Origin of the sequence: Pseudomonas sp. PSKL.D1, assembly GCF_028898945.1 — a bacterium.
In the GTDB taxonomy this organism is placed as follows: Bacteria; Pseudomonadota; Gammaproteobacteria; order Pseudomonadales; family Pseudomonadaceae; genus Aquipseudomonas.
Genome location: NZ_CP118607.1, coordinates 5,752,576 through 5,773,596 on the forward strand (window position 1 = coordinate 5,752,576; position 21,021 = coordinate 5,773,596).

The 21,021-nt window shown below is 60.5% G+C and carries 22 protein-coding genes; 10 read left to right on the top strand and 12 right to left on the bottom strand.

The genetic code is table 11. The features are described 5' to 3' along the window. Positions 1 to 58 precede the first annotated feature (58 nt). A complete protein-coding gene (xpt, locus tag PVV54_RS25880) occupies positions 59 to 631 on the top strand; it encodes a xanthine phosphoribosyltransferase (protein WP_213658889.1) in 573 nt (190 codons plus the stop codon). A gap of 73 nt (positions 632 to 704) precedes the next feature. Here xpt and PVV54_RS25885 read toward each other — a convergent pair whose 3' ends face one another. From PVV54_RS25885 to dadA, 5 genes are all read right to left on the bottom strand, one after another. Further along, a complete protein-coding gene (locus PVV54_RS25885; RefSeq protein WP_274907911.1) occupies positions 705 to 2,564 on the bottom strand; it encodes an acetyl-CoA hydrolase/transferase C-terminal domain-containing protein in 1,860 nt (619 codons plus the stop codon). Between the two features lie 205 nt (positions 2,565 to 2,769). Then, entirely contained in the window at positions 2,770 to 3,174 is a 405-nt protein-coding gene (locus tag PVV54_RS25890) for a c-type cytochrome (protein WP_274910504.1), read from the bottom strand. Between the two features lie 154 nt (positions 3,175 to 3,328). Beyond that, positions 3,329 to 3,877 (bottom strand): cupin domain-containing protein, encoded by a 549-nt coding sequence (locus PVV54_RS25895; RefSeq protein ID WP_274910505.1) that lies wholly within the window; start codon positions 3,875 to 3,877, stop codon positions 3,329 to 3,331. Between the two features lie 110 nt (positions 3,878 to 3,987). Beyond that, complete coding sequence (alr, locus tag PVV54_RS25900) at positions 3,988 to 5,061, bottom strand: alanine racemase (protein ID WP_274907912.1); 1,074 nt, start codon at positions 5,059 to 5,061, stop codon at positions 3,988 to 3,990. Positions 5,062 to 5,161: 100 nt separating this feature from the next. Beyond that, complete coding sequence (gene dadA / locus PVV54_RS25905; protein WP_274907913.1) at positions 5,162 to 6,466, bottom strand: D-amino acid dehydrogenase; 1,305 nt, start codon at positions 6,464 to 6,466, stop codon at positions 5,162 to 5,164. Positions 6,467 to 6,619: 153 nt separating this feature from the next. On the opposite strand from dadA, the gene dadR reads away from it, so the two are divergent. Next, a complete protein-coding gene (gene dadR, locus PVV54_RS25910) occupies positions 6,620 to 7,108 on the top strand; it encodes a transcriptional regulator DadR (RefSeq protein WP_003258963.1) in 489 nt (162 codons plus the stop codon). A gap of 2 nt (positions 7,109 to 7,110) precedes the next feature. On the opposite strand, the gene PVV54_RS25915 is transcribed toward dadR, so the two are convergent. After that, on the bottom strand, positions 7,111 to 7,464 hold the full coding sequence (locus tag PVV54_RS25915) for a YkgJ family cysteine cluster protein (RefSeq protein WP_274907914.1): 354 nt from the start codon (positions 7,462 to 7,464) through the stop codon (positions 7,111 to 7,113). A 110-nt stretch (positions 7,465 to 7,574) separates the two neighbouring features. Here PVV54_RS25915 and PVV54_RS25920 point away from each other — a divergent pair, with 110 nt between their 5' ends. Next, positions 7,575 to 8,867, top strand: a complete 1,293-nt coding sequence (locus tag PVV54_RS25920) for an NAD(P)/FAD-dependent oxidoreductase (RefSeq protein WP_274907915.1) — start codon at positions 7,575 to 7,577, stop codon at positions 8,865 to 8,867. A gap of 14 nt (positions 8,868 to 8,881) precedes the next feature. On the opposite strand, the gene PVV54_RS25925 is transcribed toward PVV54_RS25920, so the two are convergent. After that, a complete protein-coding gene (locus PVV54_RS25925) occupies positions 8,882 to 9,112 on the bottom strand; it encodes a DUF1127 domain-containing protein (protein ID WP_274907916.1) in 231 nt (76 codons plus the stop codon). A gap of 179 nt (positions 9,113 to 9,291) precedes the next feature. On the opposite strand from PVV54_RS25925, the gene PVV54_RS25930 reads away from it, so the two are divergent. Beyond that, positions 9,292 to 10,722, top strand: coding sequence for an aminotransferase-like domain-containing protein (locus PVV54_RS25930; protein ID WP_274907917.1), 1,431 nt, complete (start codon positions 9,292 to 9,294; stop codon positions 10,720 to 10,722). Positions 10,723 to 10,782: 60 nt separating this feature from the next. Further along, positions 10,783 to 12,336 (top strand): phospholipase D family protein, encoded by a 1,554-nt coding sequence (locus tag PVV54_RS25935; protein ID WP_274907918.1) that lies wholly within the window; start codon positions 10,783 to 10,785, stop codon positions 12,334 to 12,336. A 5-nt stretch (positions 12,337 to 12,341) separates the two neighbouring features. Here the strand turns inward: PVV54_RS25935 and PVV54_RS25940 are convergent, their stop codons facing one another. Together PVV54_RS25940 and PVV54_RS25945 are read right to left on the bottom strand one after the other, a co-directional pair. Beyond that, positions 12,342 to 13,481 carry an MFS transporter gene (locus tag PVV54_RS25940; RefSeq protein ID WP_274907919.1) on the bottom strand — a complete coding sequence of 380 codons (1,140 nt, stop codon included), beginning with the start codon at positions 13,479 to 13,481 and terminating at the stop codon, positions 12,342 to 12,344. Positions 13,482 to 13,608: 127 nt separating this feature from the next. Continuing rightward, the gene (locus PVV54_RS25945) at positions 13,609 to 15,102 is read right to left on the bottom strand and encodes an aldehyde dehydrogenase (RefSeq protein ID WP_274907920.1); all 1,494 of its coding nucleotides are present in this window, start codon (positions 15,100 to 15,102) and stop codon (positions 13,609 to 13,611) included. 196 nt (positions 15,103 to 15,298) lie between these two features. Here PVV54_RS25945 and PVV54_RS25950 point away from each other — a divergent pair, with 196 nt between their 5' ends. The 3 genes from PVV54_RS25950 (at position 15,299) to PVV54_RS25960 (ending at position 16,536) form a co-directional block, all read left to right on the top strand. Then, positions 15,299 to 15,658, top strand: coding sequence for a cupin domain-containing protein (locus tag PVV54_RS25950; protein ID WP_274907921.1), 360 nt, complete (start codon positions 15,299 to 15,301; stop codon positions 15,656 to 15,658). A 77-nt stretch (positions 15,659 to 15,735) separates the two neighbouring features. Beyond that, positions 15,736 to 15,939: an I78 family peptidase inhibitor gene (locus tag PVV54_RS25955; RefSeq protein WP_274907922.1), complete on the top strand. Its 204-nt coding sequence runs from the start codon at positions 15,736 to 15,738 to the stop codon at positions 15,937 to 15,939. Positions 15,940 to 16,260: 321 nt separating this feature from the next. Continuing rightward, positions 16,261 to 16,536 (top strand): hypothetical protein, encoded by a 276-nt coding sequence (locus PVV54_RS25960; RefSeq protein WP_274907923.1) that lies wholly within the window; start codon positions 16,261 to 16,263, stop codon positions 16,534 to 16,536. A gap of 76 nt (positions 16,537 to 16,612) precedes the next feature. Here PVV54_RS25960 and rpmG read toward each other — a convergent pair whose 3' ends face one another. Both rpmG and rpmB read right to left on the bottom strand, forming a co-directional pair. After that, positions 16,613 to 16,768 carry a 50S ribosomal protein L33 gene (gene rpmG, locus PVV54_RS25965; protein WP_003253507.1) on the bottom strand — a complete coding sequence of 52 codons (156 nt, stop codon included), beginning with the start codon at positions 16,766 to 16,768 and terminating at the stop codon, positions 16,613 to 16,615. Between the two features lie 10 nt (positions 16,769 to 16,778). Continuing rightward, positions 16,779 to 17,015 (bottom strand): 50S ribosomal protein L28, encoded by a 237-nt coding sequence (gene rpmB, locus PVV54_RS25970; RefSeq protein ID WP_008091535.1) that lies wholly within the window; start codon positions 17,013 to 17,015, stop codon positions 16,779 to 16,781. Positions 17,016 to 17,376: 361 nt separating this feature from the next. On the opposite strand from rpmB, the gene PVV54_RS25975 reads away from it, so the two are divergent. Next, positions 17,377 to 18,966, top strand: a complete 1,590-nt coding sequence (locus tag PVV54_RS25975; protein WP_274907924.1) for an ABC transporter substrate-binding protein — start codon at positions 17,377 to 17,379, stop codon at positions 18,964 to 18,966. A gap of 35 nt (positions 18,967 to 19,001) precedes the next feature. Here the strand turns inward: PVV54_RS25975 and radC are convergent, their stop codons facing one another. Continuing rightward, complete coding sequence (gene radC, locus PVV54_RS25980) at positions 19,002 to 19,682, bottom strand: RadC family protein (protein WP_274907925.1); 681 nt, start codon at positions 19,680 to 19,682, stop codon at positions 19,002 to 19,004. A 126-nt stretch (positions 19,683 to 19,808) separates the two neighbouring features. Here radC and coaBC point away from each other — a divergent pair, with 126 nt between their 5' ends. Beyond that, entirely contained in the window at positions 19,809 to 21,020 is a 1,212-nt protein-coding gene (gene coaBC, locus PVV54_RS25985) for a bifunctional phosphopantothenoylcysteine decarboxylase/phosphopantothenate--cysteine ligase CoaBC (protein ID WP_274907926.1), read from the top strand. Position 21,021 lies beyond the last annotated feature (1 nt).

Sequence of the window (21,021 nt, forward strand, 5' to 3'; positions counted from 1 at the left end):
CATTACTCTTTAACATTGCCGCTTCTTGCGGCCACCTTTGCTACATCGGAGATACACAGTGGAAGCACTGCAGCAGAAGATTCGCGAAGAAGGCATCGTGCTTTCCGATCAGGTTCTCAAAGTCGACGCGTTTCTCAACCACCAGATCGACCCTGCACTGATGCAGCTGATCGGTGACGAGTTCGCCCGCCTGTTCGCTGACTCGGGCGTGACCAAGATCGTCACCATCGAAGCGTCGGGCATCGCCCCGGCAGTGATGACCGGCCTGAAGCTGGGTGTTCCGGTGATCTTCGCGCGTAAGCACCAGTCGCTGACCCTGACTGAAAACCTGCTGACTGCCTCGGTGTATTCCTTCACCAAGCAGACCGAGAACACCGTGGCCATCTCGCCGCGCCACCTCAACAGCAGTGACCGCGTGCTGGTAATTGACGACTTCCTCGCCAACGGCAAGGCGTCCCAGGCACTGATTTCGATCATCAAGCAGGCCGGCGCTACCGTGGCGGGCCTGGGTATCGTGATCGAGAAGTCGTTCCAGGGCGGCCGTGCCGAACTGGACAGCCAGGGTTACCGCGTTGAATCGCTGGCCCGGGTCAAATCGCTGGAAGGTGGCGTGGTCAGCTTCATCGATTGATCGTAGCGCCTGCATCGCGGATAAATCCGCTCCTACACGGCCTCTGTAGGAGCGGATTTATCCGCGATGACCGCTACGCGGTCGCAGCAAGCCCCGCTAGCAAAAGCCGTCGGTACATTTCCTCTTTCAACCCCTGCGGATCACCAAGCCGCATCCGCGCCAAGTGCGCCTCATACCCTCCCGGCCCTGGCGCATCGATTGCCGCCTTGCCTAATTCCAGCACCTCACTCAACCTGAACTTGCTCTTCAACCAGTTCAGCGCCCGCAGCAAATCACGCTCCTCTGGAGTGAAATCGGTCCCAAGCGGATATTCCGGGAACAACCTCGAATGCCGGGCATGAATCGCCTCCAGCCGCTCGGGCGTGTTGTCTGCGTAACGCGCATCAAGCTCGAAGCCCTTGGCCAGTTTGCCAGCATCCTTTGCCTGCTCGATCAGCCCAGCCTGGAACCTTGAGTCGGTGATGGCGAGCAAGCGCGCAATCACTTCACTGTCAGTTTGCCCTCGCAAGTCAGCAATGCCGTATTCGGTCACCACGATATCGCGCAGGTGCCGGGGGATCGTGCAGTGGCCGTACTGCCAAAGCAGGTTTGAGCTCACTTCCCCACCGGCCTCGCGCCAACTGCGCAGCAACAGGATGGAACGCCCACCTTCCAATGCATGGCCCTGGGCAACGAAGTTGTATTGCCCGCCCACGCCGCTGAGCACACGCCCGTCCTCCAGCTGGTCGGCCACCCCCGCACCCAGCAGGGTCATGCCGAAGGCCGTGTTGATGAAGCGTGCGTCGCGCCGCTGCCGGCGTTTCAGTTCCTCCTGCCCATACAGCTCGTTGATGAAGCTGATGCGCGTCATCATGAAATGCGCGCGCTGCTCAAGCGGCATCTCTCGCAGCCGTTGGTAGAACGCACGCGGCCCCAGGAAAAAGCCGCCATGCACCAGTACACCCTGTTCGTCAGCCGGGCGCCGCACCACACCGGCTTCGGCCAGCACCAGCAGGCCGTTGACGAACATTTCACTGCAGCCGTACAAGCCTTGGGCGAAGGCATCCAGCCCCCCTTCCCGCTCGATCATGTCGTGCCACGGGCCAGCGTCCAGCTCATCCATGAGCGCACGGTAGCCACCGTTATCGCCCTGCCTCGCCAGCAACGCTGCCGTAACGGCATCGCCCATTGCGCCAATGCCGATCTGCAGTGTGCCGCCATCGCGCACCAGCGTGCTCGCATAAAGGCCGATGCAGTGGTCCTGGGTGGTGACCGGCATGTTGGGCGTCGAGAACAAGCGGCGTTGCTCCGGCTCATCGAGCAACAGGTCGAAGGCATCGATCGCCAGCTCGGCATCGCCGGGCATGTAAGGCAGTTCAGCGTGGACCTGGCCGAGCATCAGGATGGTTTCGCCAGCGGCGCGGCGCTTGGTGATCATCGGCAACAGGTCGAGAGTGATGTCGGGGTTACAGGCGAGGCTCAGGTGATTCGGGCGCTCGGGCGTGGTGGCAACCAGTTGCGCGACCAGGTTCAAACCCTTGGCGTTGATATCGCGGGCTGCATGGCTGTAGTTGCTGCTGACGTAGTCCTGCTGCGCGGGCTCGCTGTGCATCAGGCTGCCGGGCTGCATGAAAAACTGCTCGACGCGGATGTTCGGCGGCAGGCTGTCATTGCGCAGGTCCGCGAGGTAGTCGAGCTCTTCGTAATCGGCAAATACGCGATCGATGAAGGGTTCGAGGAAGCGCCGTTGCAGGCCATCGCCCAGTGGCGGGCGACCGAGGCTGAGGGCGGTGTAGATGGTCAGACGGCGCTCAGGCAATTCGCGAACCCGTTTGTACAACGCATTCACGAACGCGTTGGGTTTGCCAAGGCCCAGCGGCAGGCCCATGTGTATATGGGCAGGCAGGCGCGCCAGGACTTGCTCGACAGCCAGTTCGGTGGAGCAGAGATGCATCTGGGCCTCCTGAGTCTTCCTTGGGGTCAGGGGTTGGACATGACTGGGAGCTGGTTTGTTGCCTGTACTGGCCTCTCGCGGATAAATCCGCTCCTACAGGCTGCGCGTTACCTGTAGGAGCGGATTCATCCGCGAAAGGCCAGCACTGACAACACAAAAACAAAGCCCGCCAAAAAAGACGGGCCTCATGCAATTCGTTTGCGGCTTACAACCCCGACATTTTCTTGATCGCCCCTTTCAGATCATCATCCGAACAATCGGCACAGGTGCCCTTCGGCGGCATCGCATTGATGCCGGTAATGGCCTTGGCCAGGATGCCGTCCAGGCCGCCCTGATGGTCGGCACGCTCCTTCCACGCCGCCGTGTCACCGATCTTCGGCGCACCCAGCAGCCCGCTGCCATGGCAGGCGTTGCAATGCTTGGCGATGATTTCATCCGGCGTCTTTGCACCACCGCCACCCGCCGAGGCAACCACTTCCATGCCCTTGCATTCCTGGCCTTGCACGCACACCTGGCCGACCGGCTCAAGGCGCTTGGCGATGTCGTCGTTGGTTGCAGCAGTTGCATGGAGTGCCCAGAGGGCGAATACGGCGGCTGGTACGGCCAGCATCTTCTTGATTTGGTTCACGCGAACACCCTCATGGTGGCTAATCACGCCCGCGGCCACGGTAATGCGAGCGTTGAAAAGTATAGCGGGAACCCGGAAGCCGTGAAACGACCCTACTCTGGAAAGGGGTATTAGCGAATCAATGCACTGCGCTGGATCAAAAATTCGATGGCGTGGCTGCACTGATCAGCCTGGCAGGCTGGTCGAACGGGTTGCGAAAACGGTGCGGGCGGGTGCTTTCGAAGTAGTAGCTGTCGCCTTCTTCGAGGATGAAGATCTCGTTGCCGACCACCAGTTCCAGGCGGCCTTCAAGCAAAATGCCGGTTTCTTCGCCGTCATGGGTGAGCATTTCTTCGCCGGTATCTGCACCCGGTGGGTATACCTCGTTGAGAAATGCAATCGCCCGGTTAGGGTGCGACTTGCCCACCAGTTTCATGGTGACCGCGCCATCGGAAATGTCGATCAGCTCGTGGGCCTTGTAAACGACCTGAGTGGGGCTTTCAGGCTCCAGCTCAACCGAGAAGAACTCCACCATCGACATCGGAATACCGCTCAGCACCTTGCGCAGCGAGCTGATGGAGGGGCTCACGCTGTTTTTCTCGATCATCGAGATGGTGCTGTTGGTTACGCCAGCGCGTTTGGCCAGCTCACGCTGGGAAAGGCCCTTGAGCTTGCGGATGGCTTGCAGTCGTTCGCCGACGTCCAAAGCTGGAGCCTCCTGAAACGGTGAGATGGCGGGGTGCATGTGAACGATATCATGGCAATGCCGTTCAGAATTTACAACACACCGCCCCTCAACCTGTCCGCTTCGGCGCCTTATTCGCCGTGATAGTCCAGCGGCACGCGCTTCAGGTTGCAGAATATTTCGTACGGAATGGTTTCAGCGTGCAGGGCCACGTCGCTGGCCAGTACTTGCTTGCCCCACAGTTCGACCGGGCTGCCGATGGTGGCTTCGGGTACGTCGGTGAGGTCGATGCACAGCATGTCCATGGAAACCCGGCCGATCAGCTGGCTGCGTTTGCCGGCCACCATCACCGGGGTACCGGTAGGCGCATGGCGTGGGTAGCCGTCGGCATAGCCCATTGCGACCACGCCAACCCGGGTCGGTCGCGAGCTGATGTATTTGGCGCCGTAGCCGACCGGCTCGCCGGCCGGCAACTCTCGCACGCTGATAACCCGGGATTGCAGGGTCATCACTGGCTGCAGGCGCGCGGCGTGGGGCTGTTGCACCTCGAACGGGGTAGCGCCGTACAGCATGATGCCAGGCCGTACCCAGTCGCTTGGCGCTTGTGGCCAAGCCAATACGCCCGGCGAATTGCGCAGGCTGCATTCGGCGGCCAGGCCTTGGCGTGCTGCTTCGAACACGGCGATTTGCTGGGCGGTGGCATCGGCCTCCGGCTCGTCAGCGCGGGCGAAGTGGCTCATCAGCACGATGCGCGAGACTTTGCCGCTGGCCAACAAGCGCTGGTAAGCCTCGTGGTAGTCCTTGGGATGCAAGCCGACACGATGCATGCCGCTGTCGAGTTTCAGCCAGAGGGTCAGAGGCTTGTGCACCGGAGTTTGTTCAATTGCTTCCAATTGCCACAGCGAATGCACCACGCACCACAGGTCATGTTCGGCGATCAACGCCAGTTCGCTGGCTTCGAAAAAGCCCTCAAGCAACAAGACCGGGGCTTTGATGCCAGCGGCGCGCAGCTCCAGCGCTTCTTCGATACAGGCCACGGCAAAGCCATCCGCTTCAGCCTCCAGGGCCAGGGCGCAGCGTACGGCTCCGTGGCCGTAGGCATCGGCCTTGATCACGGCTAAGGCTTTGGCACCGGTGAGCTCACGGGCGAGGCGGTAGTTGTGGCGGAGGGCTTGAAGGTCGATCAGGGCACGGGCGGGGCGCATGGCGGCTGCCTTATGGTGGTTCTGGTTAAAAACGGTGGTGGTTCCTTCGCGGCTAAAGCCGCTCCCTGCAGGAGCGGCTTTAGCCGCGGTAGGGCCAACCCTATTGCTGATGAACAGGCGCCGTCTGGCCATGCTTGGCCACTTCACGGCTGTTGCCATACCGGGAAATGTCCAACCCCTCGGCGCTGATCTGCGGCTTCTTGCGCGCAATCAGGTCCGCCAGCAAACGGCCGGAGCCGCATGCCATGGTCCAGCCCAGCGTTCCGTGGCCAGTGTTCAAGTACAGGTTGCGGAACTTGGTGGCACCCACAATCGGCGTACCGTCCGGTGTTGCCGGGCGCAGGCCGGTCCAGAAACTGGCTTGGCTCAGGTCGCCGCCACGAGGATAAAGGTCGTTGACGATCATCTCCAGCGTTTCACGTCGACGCGGGTTAAGTGACAAGTCAAAACCGGCAATTTCAGCCATGCCGCCAACGCGGATGCGGTTGTCGAAACGGGTAATGGCCACCTTGTAGGTTTCGTCCAGAATGGTCGAAGTCGGCGCCATGTCGGCATTGGTGATCGGTACGGTCAGCGAGTAGCCCTTGAGCGGGTAAACCGGTGCCTTGATGCCAAGCGGTTTTAGCATCTGCGGCGAATAGCTGCCCAGTGCCAGCACGTAACGGTCTGCTGTTTCCAGCTTGCCGTCGATCCACACGCCATTGATGCGGTCGCCCGCGAAGTCCAGGCGCTGGATGTCCTGACCAAAGCGGAATTCCACGCCCAGCTTGACCGCCATATCCGCGAGTTTGGTAGTGAAGAGCTGGCAGTCGCCTGTCTGGTCGTTTGGCAGGCGCAGAGCGCCCGCCAGGATATCCTTGACGCCCGCCAGCGCGGGTTCAACGCGAGCAATGCCATCGCGGTCGAGCAGTTCGTAAGGCACCCCGGACTGTTCGAGCACGGCGATGTCCTTGGCCGCTGCGTCTACCTGGGCCTGGGTGCGGAACAATTGAGTGGTGCCCAAGGTACGGCTTTCGTAGGCAATGCCGGTTTCCGCGCGCAGCTCGTCCAGGCAATCACGGCTGTACTCGGACAAGCGCACCATGCGCTCCTTGTTCACCGCATAACGGCTTGCAGTGCAATTACGCAGCATCTGCGCCATCCACAGGTACTGGTCAACATCGCCGGTCAGCTTGATGGCCAAAGGCGCGTGGCGCTCCAGCAGCCACTTGATGGCTTTGAGCGGTACACCGGGGGCAGCCCAGGGCGAGGCGTACCCGGGCGAGATCTGGCCCGCGTTGGCGAAGCTGGTCTCCATGGCCACCGCCGGCTGGCGGTCAACCACGGTCACTTCAAAGCCTTGCCGGGCCAGGTAATAGGCACTGGCGGTACCGATCACACCACTACCAAGCACCAGAACTCGCATCGTTGAACCCTCGCACGCGGCGCACCGCATTTTTGTTGAAATGGCATGGATGCGCGCAGTATAAGAATTCAAGACCAGTGCAATTCACTGTATAAAAGCCTATATTTGGCGAGAATTCTCGGCAAAAACGCCTTTCACGGAGGGGCATCCCCTATGAGAACCCAGCACCAGAGCAAGCGTGAACTGGACAAGATCGACCGCAATATCCTGCGGATCCTGCAGAATGACGGGCGTATCTCGTTCACTGAACTGGGCGAGAAAGTCGGGTTGTCCACTACCCCTTGCACCGAGCGGGTCCGCCGCCTGGAGCGCGAAGGCATCATCATGGGCTACAACGCCCGGCTCAATCCGCAGCACTTGAAGGGCAGCCTGCTGGTGTTTGTGGAAATCAGCCTCGATTACAAGTCGGGCGATACCTTCGAGGAGTTCCGCCGCGCGGTGCTCAAGCTGCCGCATGTGCTGGAGTGCCATTTGGTATCGGGCGATTTCGACTACTTGGTAAAGGCGCGGATTTCGGAAATGGCGTCATACCGCAAGCTGCTGGGCGACATCCTGCTCAAGCTGCCGCACGTGCGCGAATCGAAGAGCTACATCGTGATGGAAGAGGTGAAAGAGAGCCTCTGCCTGCCCATCCCGGACTGAAACTAGACCAACACCTGGCGCGTACTGGCAATCAGTTGGTGGACCAACTGTTCGGTGGCGGGCTCAATCATCTGTTGAGGCCCTCGCCCGCGCGGGCAGGCCAGCTTCGGGGTTGTGCCAAACAGCCGGCAAATCAACGGCCGCTCACCGTAAACCGTGCAACCATCAGGCCCCAGGTGCACACAGTCGAGTCGCTCCAGCGCGGCATCCTGTTCAGCCCGGGTTTTGCGCGGCAGGCGAGCCATTTCCTCTGCCGAAGCAGTCACGGGGCCACAGCAATCGTGGCAGCCGGGCTCACATTCGAATGATGGGATGAGTTCGCGCAGGAACTGGGTCTTATGGAAGCTGCAGGACATGGCTGGGTGTTGGGCAAGTAAAGTGGCTGGATTATAGGCCCATTCGCGTTGCCCCACCGCAATGCCACAGCTTATCCTCGCCCCCTCCCCCATCTACCAGGGCCGCCCAGATGATTCACAGCGCGCAGCACGCCGCCTCCTATTACGCCGCCAGCAGCGCGCAGCACCCTGATCATCCTTTTCTGCAGGGCGAACACAGTGCCGATGTGTGCATTGTCGGCGGCGGCTATTCCGGCCTGAACACGGCCATTGAACTGGCCGAGCGAGGCCTGTCGGTCATTTTGCTCGAGGCCCGCAAACTAGGCTGGGGCGCCAGCGGCCGTAACGGTGGCCAACTGATCCGCGGCGTCGGCCATGGCCTGGAGCAGTTTCTACCGGTCATTGGTGAAGAGGGCGTACGCAGCATGAAGCTGATGGGGCTTGAGGCTGTTGAGATCGTCCGCGACCGCATCGAGCGCCATGCCATTGACTGCGATCTGACCTGGGGCTATTGCGACCTGGCCAACAAGCCCGGCGAGCTCGAAGGCTTTGCCGAGGATGCCGAAGAACTGCGCAGCCTGGGCTACCAGCACGAACTGCGCCTGGTGCAAAAGGAAGATATCCACAGCGTGGTGGGTTCGGACCGCTATGTCGGGGGCCTGATCGACATGGGCTCCGGGCACCTGCACCCTCTCAACCTGGCACTGGGTGAAGCGGCCGTGGCCAGCCGCCTGGGTGTACGGCTGTTTGAACAGTCGGAAGTCACACGGATTGAATACGGCCCGCAGGTCAAAGTGCACACTGCGCAAGGCCAAGTGCGCGCACAGACCCTGGTGCTGTGCTGCAACGCGTATCACAACGGCCTGAACCGTGAGTTGGGCGGCAAGGTGCTACCTGCCGGCAGCTACATCATCGCCACCGAGCCCTTGGGCGAAGAGCGTGCACGCCAACTGTTGCCACAGAACATGGCGGTTTGTGACCAGCGAGTGGCACTGGACTACTATCGCCTGTCCGCCGACCACCGCCTGCTGTTCGGCGGCGCATGCCACTATTCGGGCCGCGACCCGCAAGACATTGCCGCCTACATGCGGCCCAAAATGCTGAAGGTTTTCCCACAGTTGGCCGACGTGCGTATCAACTACCAATGGGGTGGCATGATCGGCATCGGCGCCAACCGCTTGCCGCAAATAGGCCGCCTGGCCAGCCAGCCGAATGTCTATTACGCCCAGGCGTACTCGGGTCACGGCCTGAATGCCACGCATCTGGCCGCCCGCCTGCTGGGAGAGGCGATCAGCGGCCAGCAAAGCGGGCGTTTTGACTTGTTTGCCAAAGTGCCACACATCACCTTCCCGGGTGGCAAACACTTACGCTCGCCGTTGCTGGCGCTGGGGATGCTCTGGCATCGGCTCAAAGAGTTGGTCTGAACCCGGTAGCGGGTTCAGTCCTTCCAAAAGGGTTTGACGCCCTCTTCCCTGGCCTGGTCCCTACTCAAACCAATATCGCGCAATTGCTCATCATCCAGTTGCAGCAACGCCCTGCGGGTGTGCCAGCGGTGCAGCATCAGCCCCCATCGGCCAAGCCCTGCCGGGGCATTGAAGACCTTGGCCTGCTCCCCCGCTTCCAGCTCCTTGGCCAACAGTTGCAAACGCACATCGCTCATGCCACCCATTACTGCGCTCTCCCATTCAGTTGATACCGCAGAGAAAGCATGCGCCCGGGCAATAGCGACAATACAGAACCAATACAGCCTTATTATTCCCATACAGAATTGGCTAAAAGCGAGCTGAATGGGGTATTTTCAGCACATCTGTACTGGTCGCCGACCGATAACTGCGCCGGAGTATGCCCGTGACCCTTTACCTGAACCTCGCCGAACTACTCGGCGCGCGCATCGAGCAGGGCCTCTATCGCCCGGGGCAGCGCCTGCCATCGGTGCGCGCCTTGAGCATTGAGCATGGTGTCAGCTTGAGTACCGTGCAGCAGGCCTACCGCACGCTGGAAGACAGCGGCATGGTTTCGCCCCGCCCCAAATCCGGCTATTTCGTCAGCGACCACCGCCAGCTGCCTGCCCTGCCCGCCGTCAGTCGCCCCGCTCAGCGCCCTGTGGATATCTCTCAGTGGGAGCAAGTACTGGAACTGGTACGCAGCACGCCGCGCCAGGATGTCATCCAGCTTGGTCGCGGCATGCCCGACATCGATACCCCTACCCTGAAGCCCTTGCTGCGCAGCCTCGCCCAGCTCAGCCGGCGTCAGGACATGCCCGGGCTTTATTACGAGAACATCCATGGCAACCTCGCCCTGCGCGAACAAATCGCCCGCCTGATGCTCGATTCTGGTTGCCGCGTTGGCCCTGCCGACCTGGTGGTGACCACAGGTTGCCATGAGGCGTTGTCGTGCAGCATCCGTGCTGTTTGCGAGCCAGGCGACATCGTTGCAGTCGACTCGCCCAGCTTTCATGGCGCCATGCAAACGCTGAAAGGGCTGGGCATGAAGGCGCTCGAGATACCTACCGATCCGGTCACCGGCATAAGCCTGGAGGCGCTGGAACTGGCGCTGGAGCAGTGGCCGATCAAGCTCATCCAGATCACCCCGAACTGCAACAATCCGCTCGGCTACATCATGCCCGAAGCACGCAAGAAGGCCTTGCTGAGCCTGGCTCAGCGCTACGACGTGGCCATTCTGGAAGACGACGTCTATGGCGACTTGGCCTATACCTATCCACGGCCACGTACCATCAAATCGTTCGACGACGATGGTCGCGTGCTGCTGTGCAGTTCGTTCTCGAAAACCCTGGCCCCAGGCCTTCGCGTCGGCTGGGTAGCACCGGGCCGCTACCTGGAACGGGTGCTGCACATGAAGTACATCAGCACTGGCAGCTCGGCCAGCCAACCGCAGTTGGCCATCGCCGACTTCATTGCCGCCGGGCACTACCACCCTCATGTGCGACGCATGCGTAGCCAGTACCAGCGTGCGCGTGATCAGATGAGCGACTGGGTGAACCGCTACTTCCCGGCGGGCACCCGCGTCAGCCGGCCTCAGGGCGGCTTCATGCTGTGGGTGGAATTACCCGAACATTTCGACACGCTTCAGCTAAACCGCGCTTTACTGGAACAGGGCGTACAGGTTGCCGTGGGCAGTATCTTTTCCGCCTCGGGCAAGTTCCGCCATTGCCTGCGCATGAACTTCGCAGCACGCGCAACACCGCAAATTGAGGAAGCGGTGCGCAAAGTAGGCGAAGCCGCCCTTCGTCTACTGGCAGAGGACGCAGTGCACACGTAACTTTGCGCCACCCTCTGGAGTCCAAACCTTAAAGCGATTGCTGAACAGGACGATTTGCCCTTGAGATTGCTGCGAGCTCTGCCTCTGCTGCTGGGTATGCTTGGCCTGGCAGGCTGTGCCAGTGTCGGCCCGCAGCGCGAAATCAGCCAGGCATTGCCTGCTCAGGATTCTGCCTTTGGCCGCTCCGTGCTGCGCCAGGCGGCACCATACGAAGGGCGCTCAGGCTTTCGCTTGCTGCCCAACAGCAACGAGGCTTTTAGAGCCCGAGCCGAGCTGATCCGCAATGCCCAGGCCAGCATCGACCTGCAGTACTACATCGTTCACGATGGCTTGAGCACCCGCGCGTTGGTCCATGAACTACTGCGGGCAGCCGACCGTGGCGTGCGTATACGCATTCTGCTCGACGACACTACCAGCGACGGGCTCGATACCATCATGGGCACGCTCGACGCCCATCCAAACATCCAGATTCGCCTGTTCAACCCGCTGCATCTGGGGCGCAGCACGGGCGTAACCCGTGCCGCAGGCCGACTGTTCAACCTGTCGCGCCAGCACCGGCGGATGCACAACAAGCTGTTTCTGGTGGACAACAGCATGGCCATCGTCGGTGGTCGCAACCTGGGTGATGAATACTTCGATGCCGAACCCAACCTGAACTTCACCGATATCGACCTGTTGGGTGTGGGCCCGGTGGCCGAACAGCTGGGGCACGGTTTTGATCAGTACTGGAACAGCGCCCTGAGCCGGCCCATTGGCGACTTCCTGTGGCGCCAGCCCAGTGCCAGCGACCTGCATGCCAGCCGCCAACGCCTGGAGGTTTCACTTGCCCAGGCAAGAGTGCAGCGCAAGGCGCTGTACGACCGCCTGATGTCCTATCAGTCGCAGCCACGCCTGGACGTTTGGCGCAATGAACTGATCTGGGCACATAGCCAGGCGCTGTGGGACGCACCGAGCAAAGTGCTGGCCGATGATGAACCCGACCCGCACTTGCTGATGAGCCAACAGTTGGCACCCGACTTGGCCAACGTGCACAACGAGTTGATTCTGGTTTCGGCCTACTTCGTACCGGGTGACCCGGGCCTGCTGTACCTGACTGGGCGCGCTGACGCCGGGGTATCGGTGAAACTGCTAACCAACTCACTGGAAGCCACCGATGTACCGGCCGTGCATGGCGGCTATGCCCCCTATCGCAGGGCGTTGCTGGAGCACGGCGTACAGCTTTACGAATTGCGTCGCCAGCCAGGTGACGCCATATCACGGCACGGATTGGGCTTCCACGGCAGCTCTGACTCGAGCCTGCACAGCAAGGCGATTGTCTTTGATCGGCGCAAGACCTTCATCGGCTCGTTCAACTTCGACCCACGATCCGTTCTGTGGAATACCGAAGTCGGAGTGCTGGTCGACAGCCCGGAGCTGGCCGAATACACCCGTGAACTGGCCCTGCAAGGTATGGCGCCAGCACTGAGCTATCGGCCCACGCTGATCGACGACAAACTGGTGTGGGTGACCGAGGACAATGGCCAGCGGCACGTGCTGACGTCCGAGCCTGGTGGCGCGTGGCGACGGCTCAATGCCTGGATCAGCAAGGCCGTGGGATTGGAAAAGATGCTGTAAGCGCGTCAGGCTGACAACGGCTCAAAAGCACCACGGCGTCGAGTCAGCAGCACCAACCCCGCCGCCCCCACGGCCATCAGCAATGGCAGTGCGTGGCCGCTGATCCACTGGCTACCGGCGCCTGCCAGCAATGGCCCGAGCAGGCAGCCAATACCCCATAGCTGCGCCACGTGGGCATTGGCACGGACCAGTTCATCATCCCTATACCGCTCGCCGATCAGCACCAGGGACAAGGTGAACAAGCCCCCGGCACTGGCACCGAACAGCACCCAAAGCGGCCATATCAACGGGGTCTGCAGCATCAATGGAATCGCCAGGCTGGAAACCAGCAGGGTAACCGCGCAGCCTGTGAACAAGGTACGCCGCGACATGTGATCCGCCAGCGCCCCGATGGGTAGCTGCAACACGGCATCCCCCACCACCACGGTGCTGACCATGAACAGTGCAACCTCGGTGGTAAAGCCTTGTTGCAGGCAATACACCGGCAACAGAGTCAGGATCATCGCCTCGAAAGCGGCGAAAAGTGCGATGGCCCAGGCGATCACCGGCAGCCGCCTGCAAAAGGTGAACAAATCGCGGAACGTTACGCTACAGGCCTCAGTACTTGGAGCGCCACCTCTGCCCAAAAGCAACAGTGGAGCGAATAGCAACAGACCCGTCGCGGCCCAGAAACCGAAGTCATCGTCCGCCCCCAGAAAACCCAACACCAACGGGCCAGCCAGTTGGCTCAAGGCATAGCTGCTGCCATACAAGGCAACCAGACGCCCCCGCCACTGCTCGACCACCAACTGGTTGATCCAGCTCTCGCCGAGGATGAAGACGACCGTGAGCGACATGCCGATCAGCAGTCGCAGCGCCAACCAAAGGGGGTAGCTGGGCAGCAGTGCCAACAGGCCAATCGACAACGCCCCGCCCCACAAGCACAGGCGCATGGCCGAGGGAACGCCGACCCAACCAGCCAGGCGGCTGGCCAGGCTGGCGCCCAGGAGTACGCCCAGGGCAGGCATCGCCGCCATGACGCCGATGGCGAAGCTGCCGTAACCCCAGGCTTCCAGGCGTAGCGACACCAGCGGCATGCTCACGCCCAGGGCAAGGCCGACGCTCAGCACCGAGGCCAGTACAGCAAAGTAGGTTGCCCAGCGCATGTGTACTCCCTGTTGGATTTTCATTGGCCCATTCGCGGGTAAACCCGCTCCCACAGGGACAGCGCCGGACTCAAAGCCGGCGCTGCCCCTGTGAGAGCGGGTTTACCCGCGAAAAAGACCTAAAGGATTACAGCTTGATCCAGGTCGCTTTCAGCTCGGTGTACTTCTCCAGCGCATGCAGCGACTTGTCACGGCCGTTGCCCGACTGCTTGAAGCCACCGAACGGCGCAGTCATGTCGCCGCCGTCGTACTGGTTGACCCAGACGCTGCCAGCGCGCACGGCACGGGCGGTCTTGTGGGCCTTGGAGATGTCCGAAGTCCAGATGCCGGCAGCCAGGCCATACGGGGTGTCGTTGGCGATGGCGATGGCTTCTTCGGCGGTATCGAAGGCGATTACCGACAGTACCGGGCCAAAAATCTCTTCTTGCGCGATTCTCATGGCGTTGGTCACGCCGTCGAAGATGGTCGGCTCAACGTAGGTTCCGCCGGTTTCCTCGAGGGTACGCTTACCACCGGCAAGCAGCTTGGCGCCGTCCTTGTGGCCGGCGTCGATGTACGACAGCACGGTGTTCATCTGCTGGGTATCGACCAGCGCGCCGACGGTGGTTTGCGGGTCCAGCGGGTTGCCTGGTTTCCAGCCTTTGAGGGCCTCGACCACCATTGGCAGGAATTTGTCCTTGATCGAGCGTTCCACCAACAAGCGGGAACCTGCCGTGCACACTTCACCCTGGTTGAAGGCGATGGCACTTGCGGCAGCTTCAGCGGCGGCCTGCAGGTCTGGGGCATCGGCAAAGACGATGTTGGGGCTCTTGCCGCCAGCTTCCAGCCAGATACGCTTCATGTTCGACTCGCCTGCGTACACCATCAGCTGCTTGGCGATCTTGGTCGAACCGGTGAACACCAGGGTGTCGACGTCCATGTGCAGGGCCAGGGCCTTGCCCACGGTGTGGCCGTAACCCGGCAGCACGTTCAGAACGCCGGCAGGAATACCAGCCTCAATGGCTAGTTGGGCGATACGGATGGCAGTCAACGGCGACTTTTCGGACGGCTTGAGCACCACGGAGTTGCCAGTGGCCAGCGCAGGGCCAAGTTTCCAGCAGGCCATCAGCAGGGGGAAGTTCCACGGTACGATGGCACCCACTACGCCAACAGGCTCGCGGGTGACCAGGCCGAGTTGATCGTGCGGGGTCGGCGCGACTTCGTCGTAGACCTTGTCGATGGCTTCTGCGGTCCAGTGGATGGCATTGGCCGCGCCCGGGATGTCGATGCTGGAGGAGTCGCCGATCGGCTTGCCCATGTCCAGTGTTTCCAGCAGGGCCAGTTCTTCGACGTTCTTGCGCAGCAAATCGGCAAAGCGGATCAGCTTGGCTTTGCGCTTGGCCGGTGCCAGTTGCGACCACACGCCAGAATCGAAGGTGGCGCGGGCGTTTTCAACGGCACGGTTGGCGTCGGCAAGGTCGCAGCTGGCAACCTTGGCCAGGAAGCGTCCGTCGACCGGGCTCAGGCAGTCGAAAGTCTCACCGGATGCGGCGTCGGTGTATTCGCCATTGATGAAGGCACGCCCTTCGATTTTCAGTTGCTGGGCGCGTTGTTCCCAATCTGCACGAGTCAGGGTGGTCATACGAAACTCCTCCTCTTGTTTAGGTGCAACGCCGCACTGAGGACTCACAGGCGTTGTCAGAATGCTGGCCCGGCGGCAAGCGCACACAGGCATGCGATACCCTAAACCAGCCAATGCAAACTATCAATATATTTGACACGAAAGGCTGAAAAGCCTACTGATGTTCATTTTATTAAACAACAACAGGAGCCGTACCATGAGTATCGCCAGCATCATTGATTTCGCCCAGGTACTGACCGAGGCAGAACGATACCGCCCGGCGGCGGAAAAAATCATCAAGGGTGAGCCTGACCAGGCAGTCTACAACCACTATTCCAGCCCCTGCGGGCAGTTTGCTGCAGGCGTGTGGGAAGGTGAGGTCGGGCAGTGGACAGTAAGTTACACCGAGCACGAGTACTGCGAGATCGTCCAGGGTGTTTCGGTGCTGCGCGACCAGGATGGCGGAGCCAAAACCCTGCGTGCCGGTGATCGTTTTGTGATTCCCGCGGGTTTCAAGGGCACTTGGGAGGTGCTGGAGCCGTGCCGCAAGATTTACGTAATGTTTGAGAACAAGTAATTATCTAAAGCATCCGCGATGTCCCGTTGCATGACGATGAGCCTGCCCGACCCGGGCTTCTCATCAGGAGACGCATCATGGACCAAGATGTTTTTATCAAGAAGATTGCACATTTGATCGGTACGCCCTACGAGGACGCCATCAAAGCGAAGATCTCGCAAGCAACCGGGATTGCAGTCGTAGCGGGCCCTAAAGACATCATCACCAGGGACATCCGTAATGATCGGGCAATCGTGTCGGTTGATGGGAAGGGCGTGATCACTGCCATAAGGATCGGCTGATTCTTCAGCACCGAACGGCACGCAAAAAACCCGCCTACGCAAGGAAGCGGGTTTTTTAAGGTCGTCGATCAATGACCTGAGCTTCTTTGTACAGAACAGAGCGCAGCCTCATACCAGACGATGAGGCTGCCAAAATCCTGCAGGCCGGAAATCGTTTTTTTGATTCCCGCAGGTTTCAAGAGCGTCCGGAAGGCGCTGGAGCCGAGCAACAAAATCTACGTAATGCCTGAACAGAAGTAATTATGTAGCGCTGTCATCTATCGATGCCTTTGGAGTATGAACCTGCCCAACCGGGCGTGAACATCAACCAAGGAGTGCATCATGACGATGAGCTTGATCGAAGAAATGAAGAAAAAGGTAATGGCTCAGGCTGCTGAAAAGGCCAAAGCACAAGAGTTGCTGCTGAAAAAGGTGCAGGAAATGACCGGCATCCAGATCGGCCTGCCCTTTCAGGAAGGCATCAAAGCGGAAATCCTCAAAGCCACTGGTTTGCCCGCAATCAAAGTGTGCGACATCAAACCGGGCGAAGAGCGAGATGACCGCATTGCCATCGAAACCGACGCGAAAGGCTTGATTACCCGCCTGATGATGCGTTGAGAACAGCCGCATTTTTGACATGCGGGCAAAAAAAAACCGCTTCCGTGAGGAAGCGGTTTTTTTGGTCGCCGATCAATTACTTGATCTTGGCTTCCTTGTACACCACGTGCTTGCGAACAACCGGATCATATTTCTTGATCTCGATTTTGTCCGGAGTGGTGCGCTTGTTCTTGTCGGTGGTGTAGAAGTGGCCGGTACCGGCACTCGAAACCAGACGGATCAATTCACGCATGATGTTCTCCTTAGACCTTGGCGCCAGCGCGACGGATGTCAACCAGAACGGCGTCGATGCCGCGCTTGTCGATGATACGCATGCCCTTGGCGGAAACGCGCAGACGCACGAAACGGTTCTCGGACTCAACCCAGAAACGGTGGTGCTGCAGGTTCGGCAGGAAACGACGACGGGTTTTGTTGTTTGCGTGGGAAATGTTGTTCCCGGTTACTGGACCCTTACCAGTAACTTGACAGACTCTCGACATGACTCAGCCCTCTAAAACCACATGCCCAACCCGGCATGGGTTGGCCGCTTAATCTCTCAGTCTTTGGCGCCAGGCGCCGTGATTCTGGAGGTCTTATCGACCGGATCCGCTGATGCGACAGGCCGAGCCCCTAGAAAAGAGCGCTGCTTTATACCAGAAAGACTACGCCACAACAACAGAAGATGAGCATCTGCTTGCTGCAAATCGTGCGCGAGCAGCATAGCGACTCGCCCGCCGCGCTGTCGACCGCTCGTCGCCAAACACCAGAAAAAGAGGGTGGTCATTTCTTGTTACGCGCACTAGGGTAGGACATTTCCAGACTGCAATGGCAGATGGGCCACTGATCAGCCAAGGAGCCACCATGCGTGCTGCCGCCCTTTCCTTATTGTTCACTTCCCTGCTTGCCGCAGGCATTGCCCAGGCCGCACCGCTGAGTGTCTGCACTGAAGCCAGCCCCGAAGGCTTTGACGTAGTGCAGTACAACTCGCTGACCACCACCAACGCATCAGCTGATGTGCTGATGAACCGCCTGGTCGAATTCGATGCAGCCCAGGGCAAGGTCGTCCCAAGCCTGGCGCAGAGCTGGACGGTATCGCCCGACGGGCTGGTCTACGATTTCAAGCTGCGTGAAGCGGTCAAGTTCCACTCCACACCGTATTTCAAGCCAACGCGCGAACTGAATGCCGAAGACGTGCTGTTCAGTTTCCAGCGCATGCTCTACCCGGCACACCCGTGGCACAAAACAGCGCCAGGTGGATATCCGCACGCCCAGTCGTTACAGCTCGGCAGCCTGATCAAGTCGATCGAGGCACCAGAACCAGGCATTGTGCGTTTTACCCTCACTCACGCAGATGCCACCTTCCTGGCAACCCTGAGCATGGGCTTTGCGTCCATCTATTCCGCCGAATACGCCGACAAGCTGCTCAAGGCCGGCACCCCGGAAAAACTCAACAGCCAACCGATAGGCACCGGCCCGTTCGTGTTCCAGCGCTTCCAGAAAGACGCGGTGGTGCGCTACCGCGCCAACCCGGACTATTTTGCCGGCAAGCCGGCAGTTGACCCGTTGATTTTCGCCATCACCACCGACGCCAACGTGCGCCTGCAGAAGCTCAAGCGCAACGAATGCCAGGTAGCGCTTTCACCCAAGCCACTGGATGTTGCCGAAGCGGGCAAGGACGGCAACCTCAAGGTAGCGACCACGCCAGCCTTCATGACCGCATTTGTGGCCATCAACAGTGAGCACCCGCCGCTGGACAAGCCTGAGGTACGCCAGGCGATCAACCTGGCCTTTGACAAGCAGGCCTACCTCAAGGCCGTGTTTGAAGACACTGCCACCGCCGCCAACGGCCCCTATCCGCCTAACACCTGGAGCTATGCCAAGGACCTGCCCGGTTACCCACTGGACCTGAAAAAGGCCAAGGCATTGCTGACAAAAGCTGGCCTGCCGGATGGGTTCAGCACCACGATCTGGACTCGCCCGTCGGGCAGCCTGCTCAACCCAAACCCCAGCCTTGGTGCACAAATGCTCCAGGCAGACCTGAGCAAAGTCGGCATCAAGGCAGAAATTCGCGTCATCGAGTGGGGCGAGCTGATTCGCCGGGCGAAGGCGGGCGAGCATGATCTGCTGTTCATGGGCTGGGCGGGCGACAACGGCGACCCGGACAACTTCCTCAGCCCGCAGTTTTCCTGTGCAGCGGTCAAATCCGGGACCAACTTTGCGCGGTTCTGCGATAACCGTCTGGACCAGTTGATCAGCGCCGGGCGCACCACCAACGACCAAAGCGTACGCAGCCGGCTGTATCAGCAGGCGCAAACGCTGATTCAGCAGCAGGCATTGTGGGTGCCGCTGGCCCATCCGACGGCCACGGCCTTGCTGCACCAAGGGGTTGAGGGCTATCAGGTGAGCCCATTCGGGCGCCTGGACTTCAGCAAGGTCTCGGTGGGTCGCTAATGCCCGCGCCCGCCCCTCTACAGGGGCGGGCTTGCCTAAGCAACAATCCACCCTTGTTCAACCATGGACAACGGTTCCCCATCACCGACGATGATGTGATCGATCACCCGCACATCGATCAATGCCAGCGCACGCTTGAGCGCCAGTGTCATCTGCACGTCGTCCTGGCTGGGTTCACTGTTCCCGGACGGGTGGTTGTGGCAAAGAATCAATGCTGCCGCATTGTGCAACAGCGAGCGGCGCACCACCTCACGCGGGTAGATACTGGCCCGGTCAATAGTGCCGCGAAACAGTATTTCGAAAGCAAGTGGTCGGTGTTTGGTATCGAGAAACAGGCAGCCGAACACTTCACTGGCCTCATGACGCAGCATTGCCTTGAGGTAACGCCGCACCGCTGACGGGCTTTCCATTGCTGGTGCACGCTCCATGCCTTCATCGAGGTATCGCCGACCAATTTCCAACAATGCCTGCAACTGAGCGTACTTGACCGGCCCCAGGCCCGGCTCGCGCAAAACGGCCGCGCGGTCGGCCTCCAGAAACTGCCTGAGCCCGCCAAATCGCACCAGCAGCCCGCGCGCCAGGTCCAGCACGTTACAGCCCGCAACACCCGAGCCCAGCAGTACGGCAACCAGTTCGGCGTCCGACAACACCCCTGCGCCTCGCAACAGCAATTTTTCCCTTGGCCGCTCTTCAACTGGCCATTCCCTGATGTTCATATGCCTCCTGGCAACCCACTACGGCCTGTTTCAGCCCTGTGTTAATCTATTTCGCTTCGTAAATGCGACGTTCTGCCGCAGGCAGATTACCGTCGCCGCCCGCTTTCACTGGAAAAAGGCAAGCCTATGCAGCGGCTGTATCGCAAGCGCATCGTTCTCGGCGTGGGTGGTGGCATTGCCGCCTACAAAAGTGCCGAACTGATTCGCCGACTCCTGGAGCACGGCGCGCAGGTGCGCGTCGTCATGACCCGTGGTGGTGCCGAGTTCATCACTCCGCTCACCCTGCAGGCGCTGTCCGGCCACCCGGTGCACATGGATTTGCTCGACCCCGCCGCAGAGGCGGCCATGGGCCATATCGAACTGGCCAAATGGGCCGACCTGGTGCTCATCGCCCCGGCAACCGCCGACCTCATGGCACGCATGGCACAGGGCATGGCTGACGACCTGCTGACCACCCTGGTGCTGGCCACCGATGCCACCGTGGCCGTTGCCCCGGCCATGAATCAGGCCATGTGGCGCGACCCAGCCACCCAAGCCAACCTCGCGCTGCTCAAAGACCGCGGCATTCAGGTATTCGGCCCTGCGTCCGGTAGCCAGGCCTGCGGCGACGTTGGGCTGGGCCGCATGCTCGAAGCCACCGACCTGGCCTGGTGCGCCGCCGAAAGCTTCAAACGCCAAGCGCTCACCGGCAAACACGTGCTGATTACCGCCGGCCCGACCCAGGAAAACATCGACCCGGTGCGCTACATCACCAATCATAGCTCCGGCAAGATGGGTTTCGCTCTGGCCGAGGCAGCCGCAGAAGCCGGTGCTCGGGTAACCCTCGTGACCGGCCCGGTGCACCTGCAAACGCCTGACCGGGTCAACCGGATTGACGTGGTGAGCGCGCGCGACATGCTTGCGGCCTGTGAAGCTGCCATGCCATGCGACCTGTTCATCGCCTCCGCTGCGGTCGCGGACTACCGCCCGGAAGTGGTTGCACCACAAAAATTGAAGAAAGACCCTACCACCGGCGACGGCATGCTGCTGCAGATGGTGCGCAATCCCGATATCCTTGCCACCATTGCTGGCCGCGATGACCGCCCGTTCAGCGTCGGCTTCGCTGCCGAAACCGAACACTTGCTCGATTACGCCACGCGCAAGCTCAAGGACAAGAACCTCGACCTGATCGTCGCCAATGATGTGGCCAACCCCAGCATCGGCTTCAACAGCGAAGAAAACGCCCTGACCGTGATCGACCGCCAGCAACACCAGACCCTCTTCGCGCAGACCAGCAAGGGCAAGATCGCCCGGCAACTGGTCGCCTTCATCGCCGAACGGCTCAATCAGGTTCAATAAG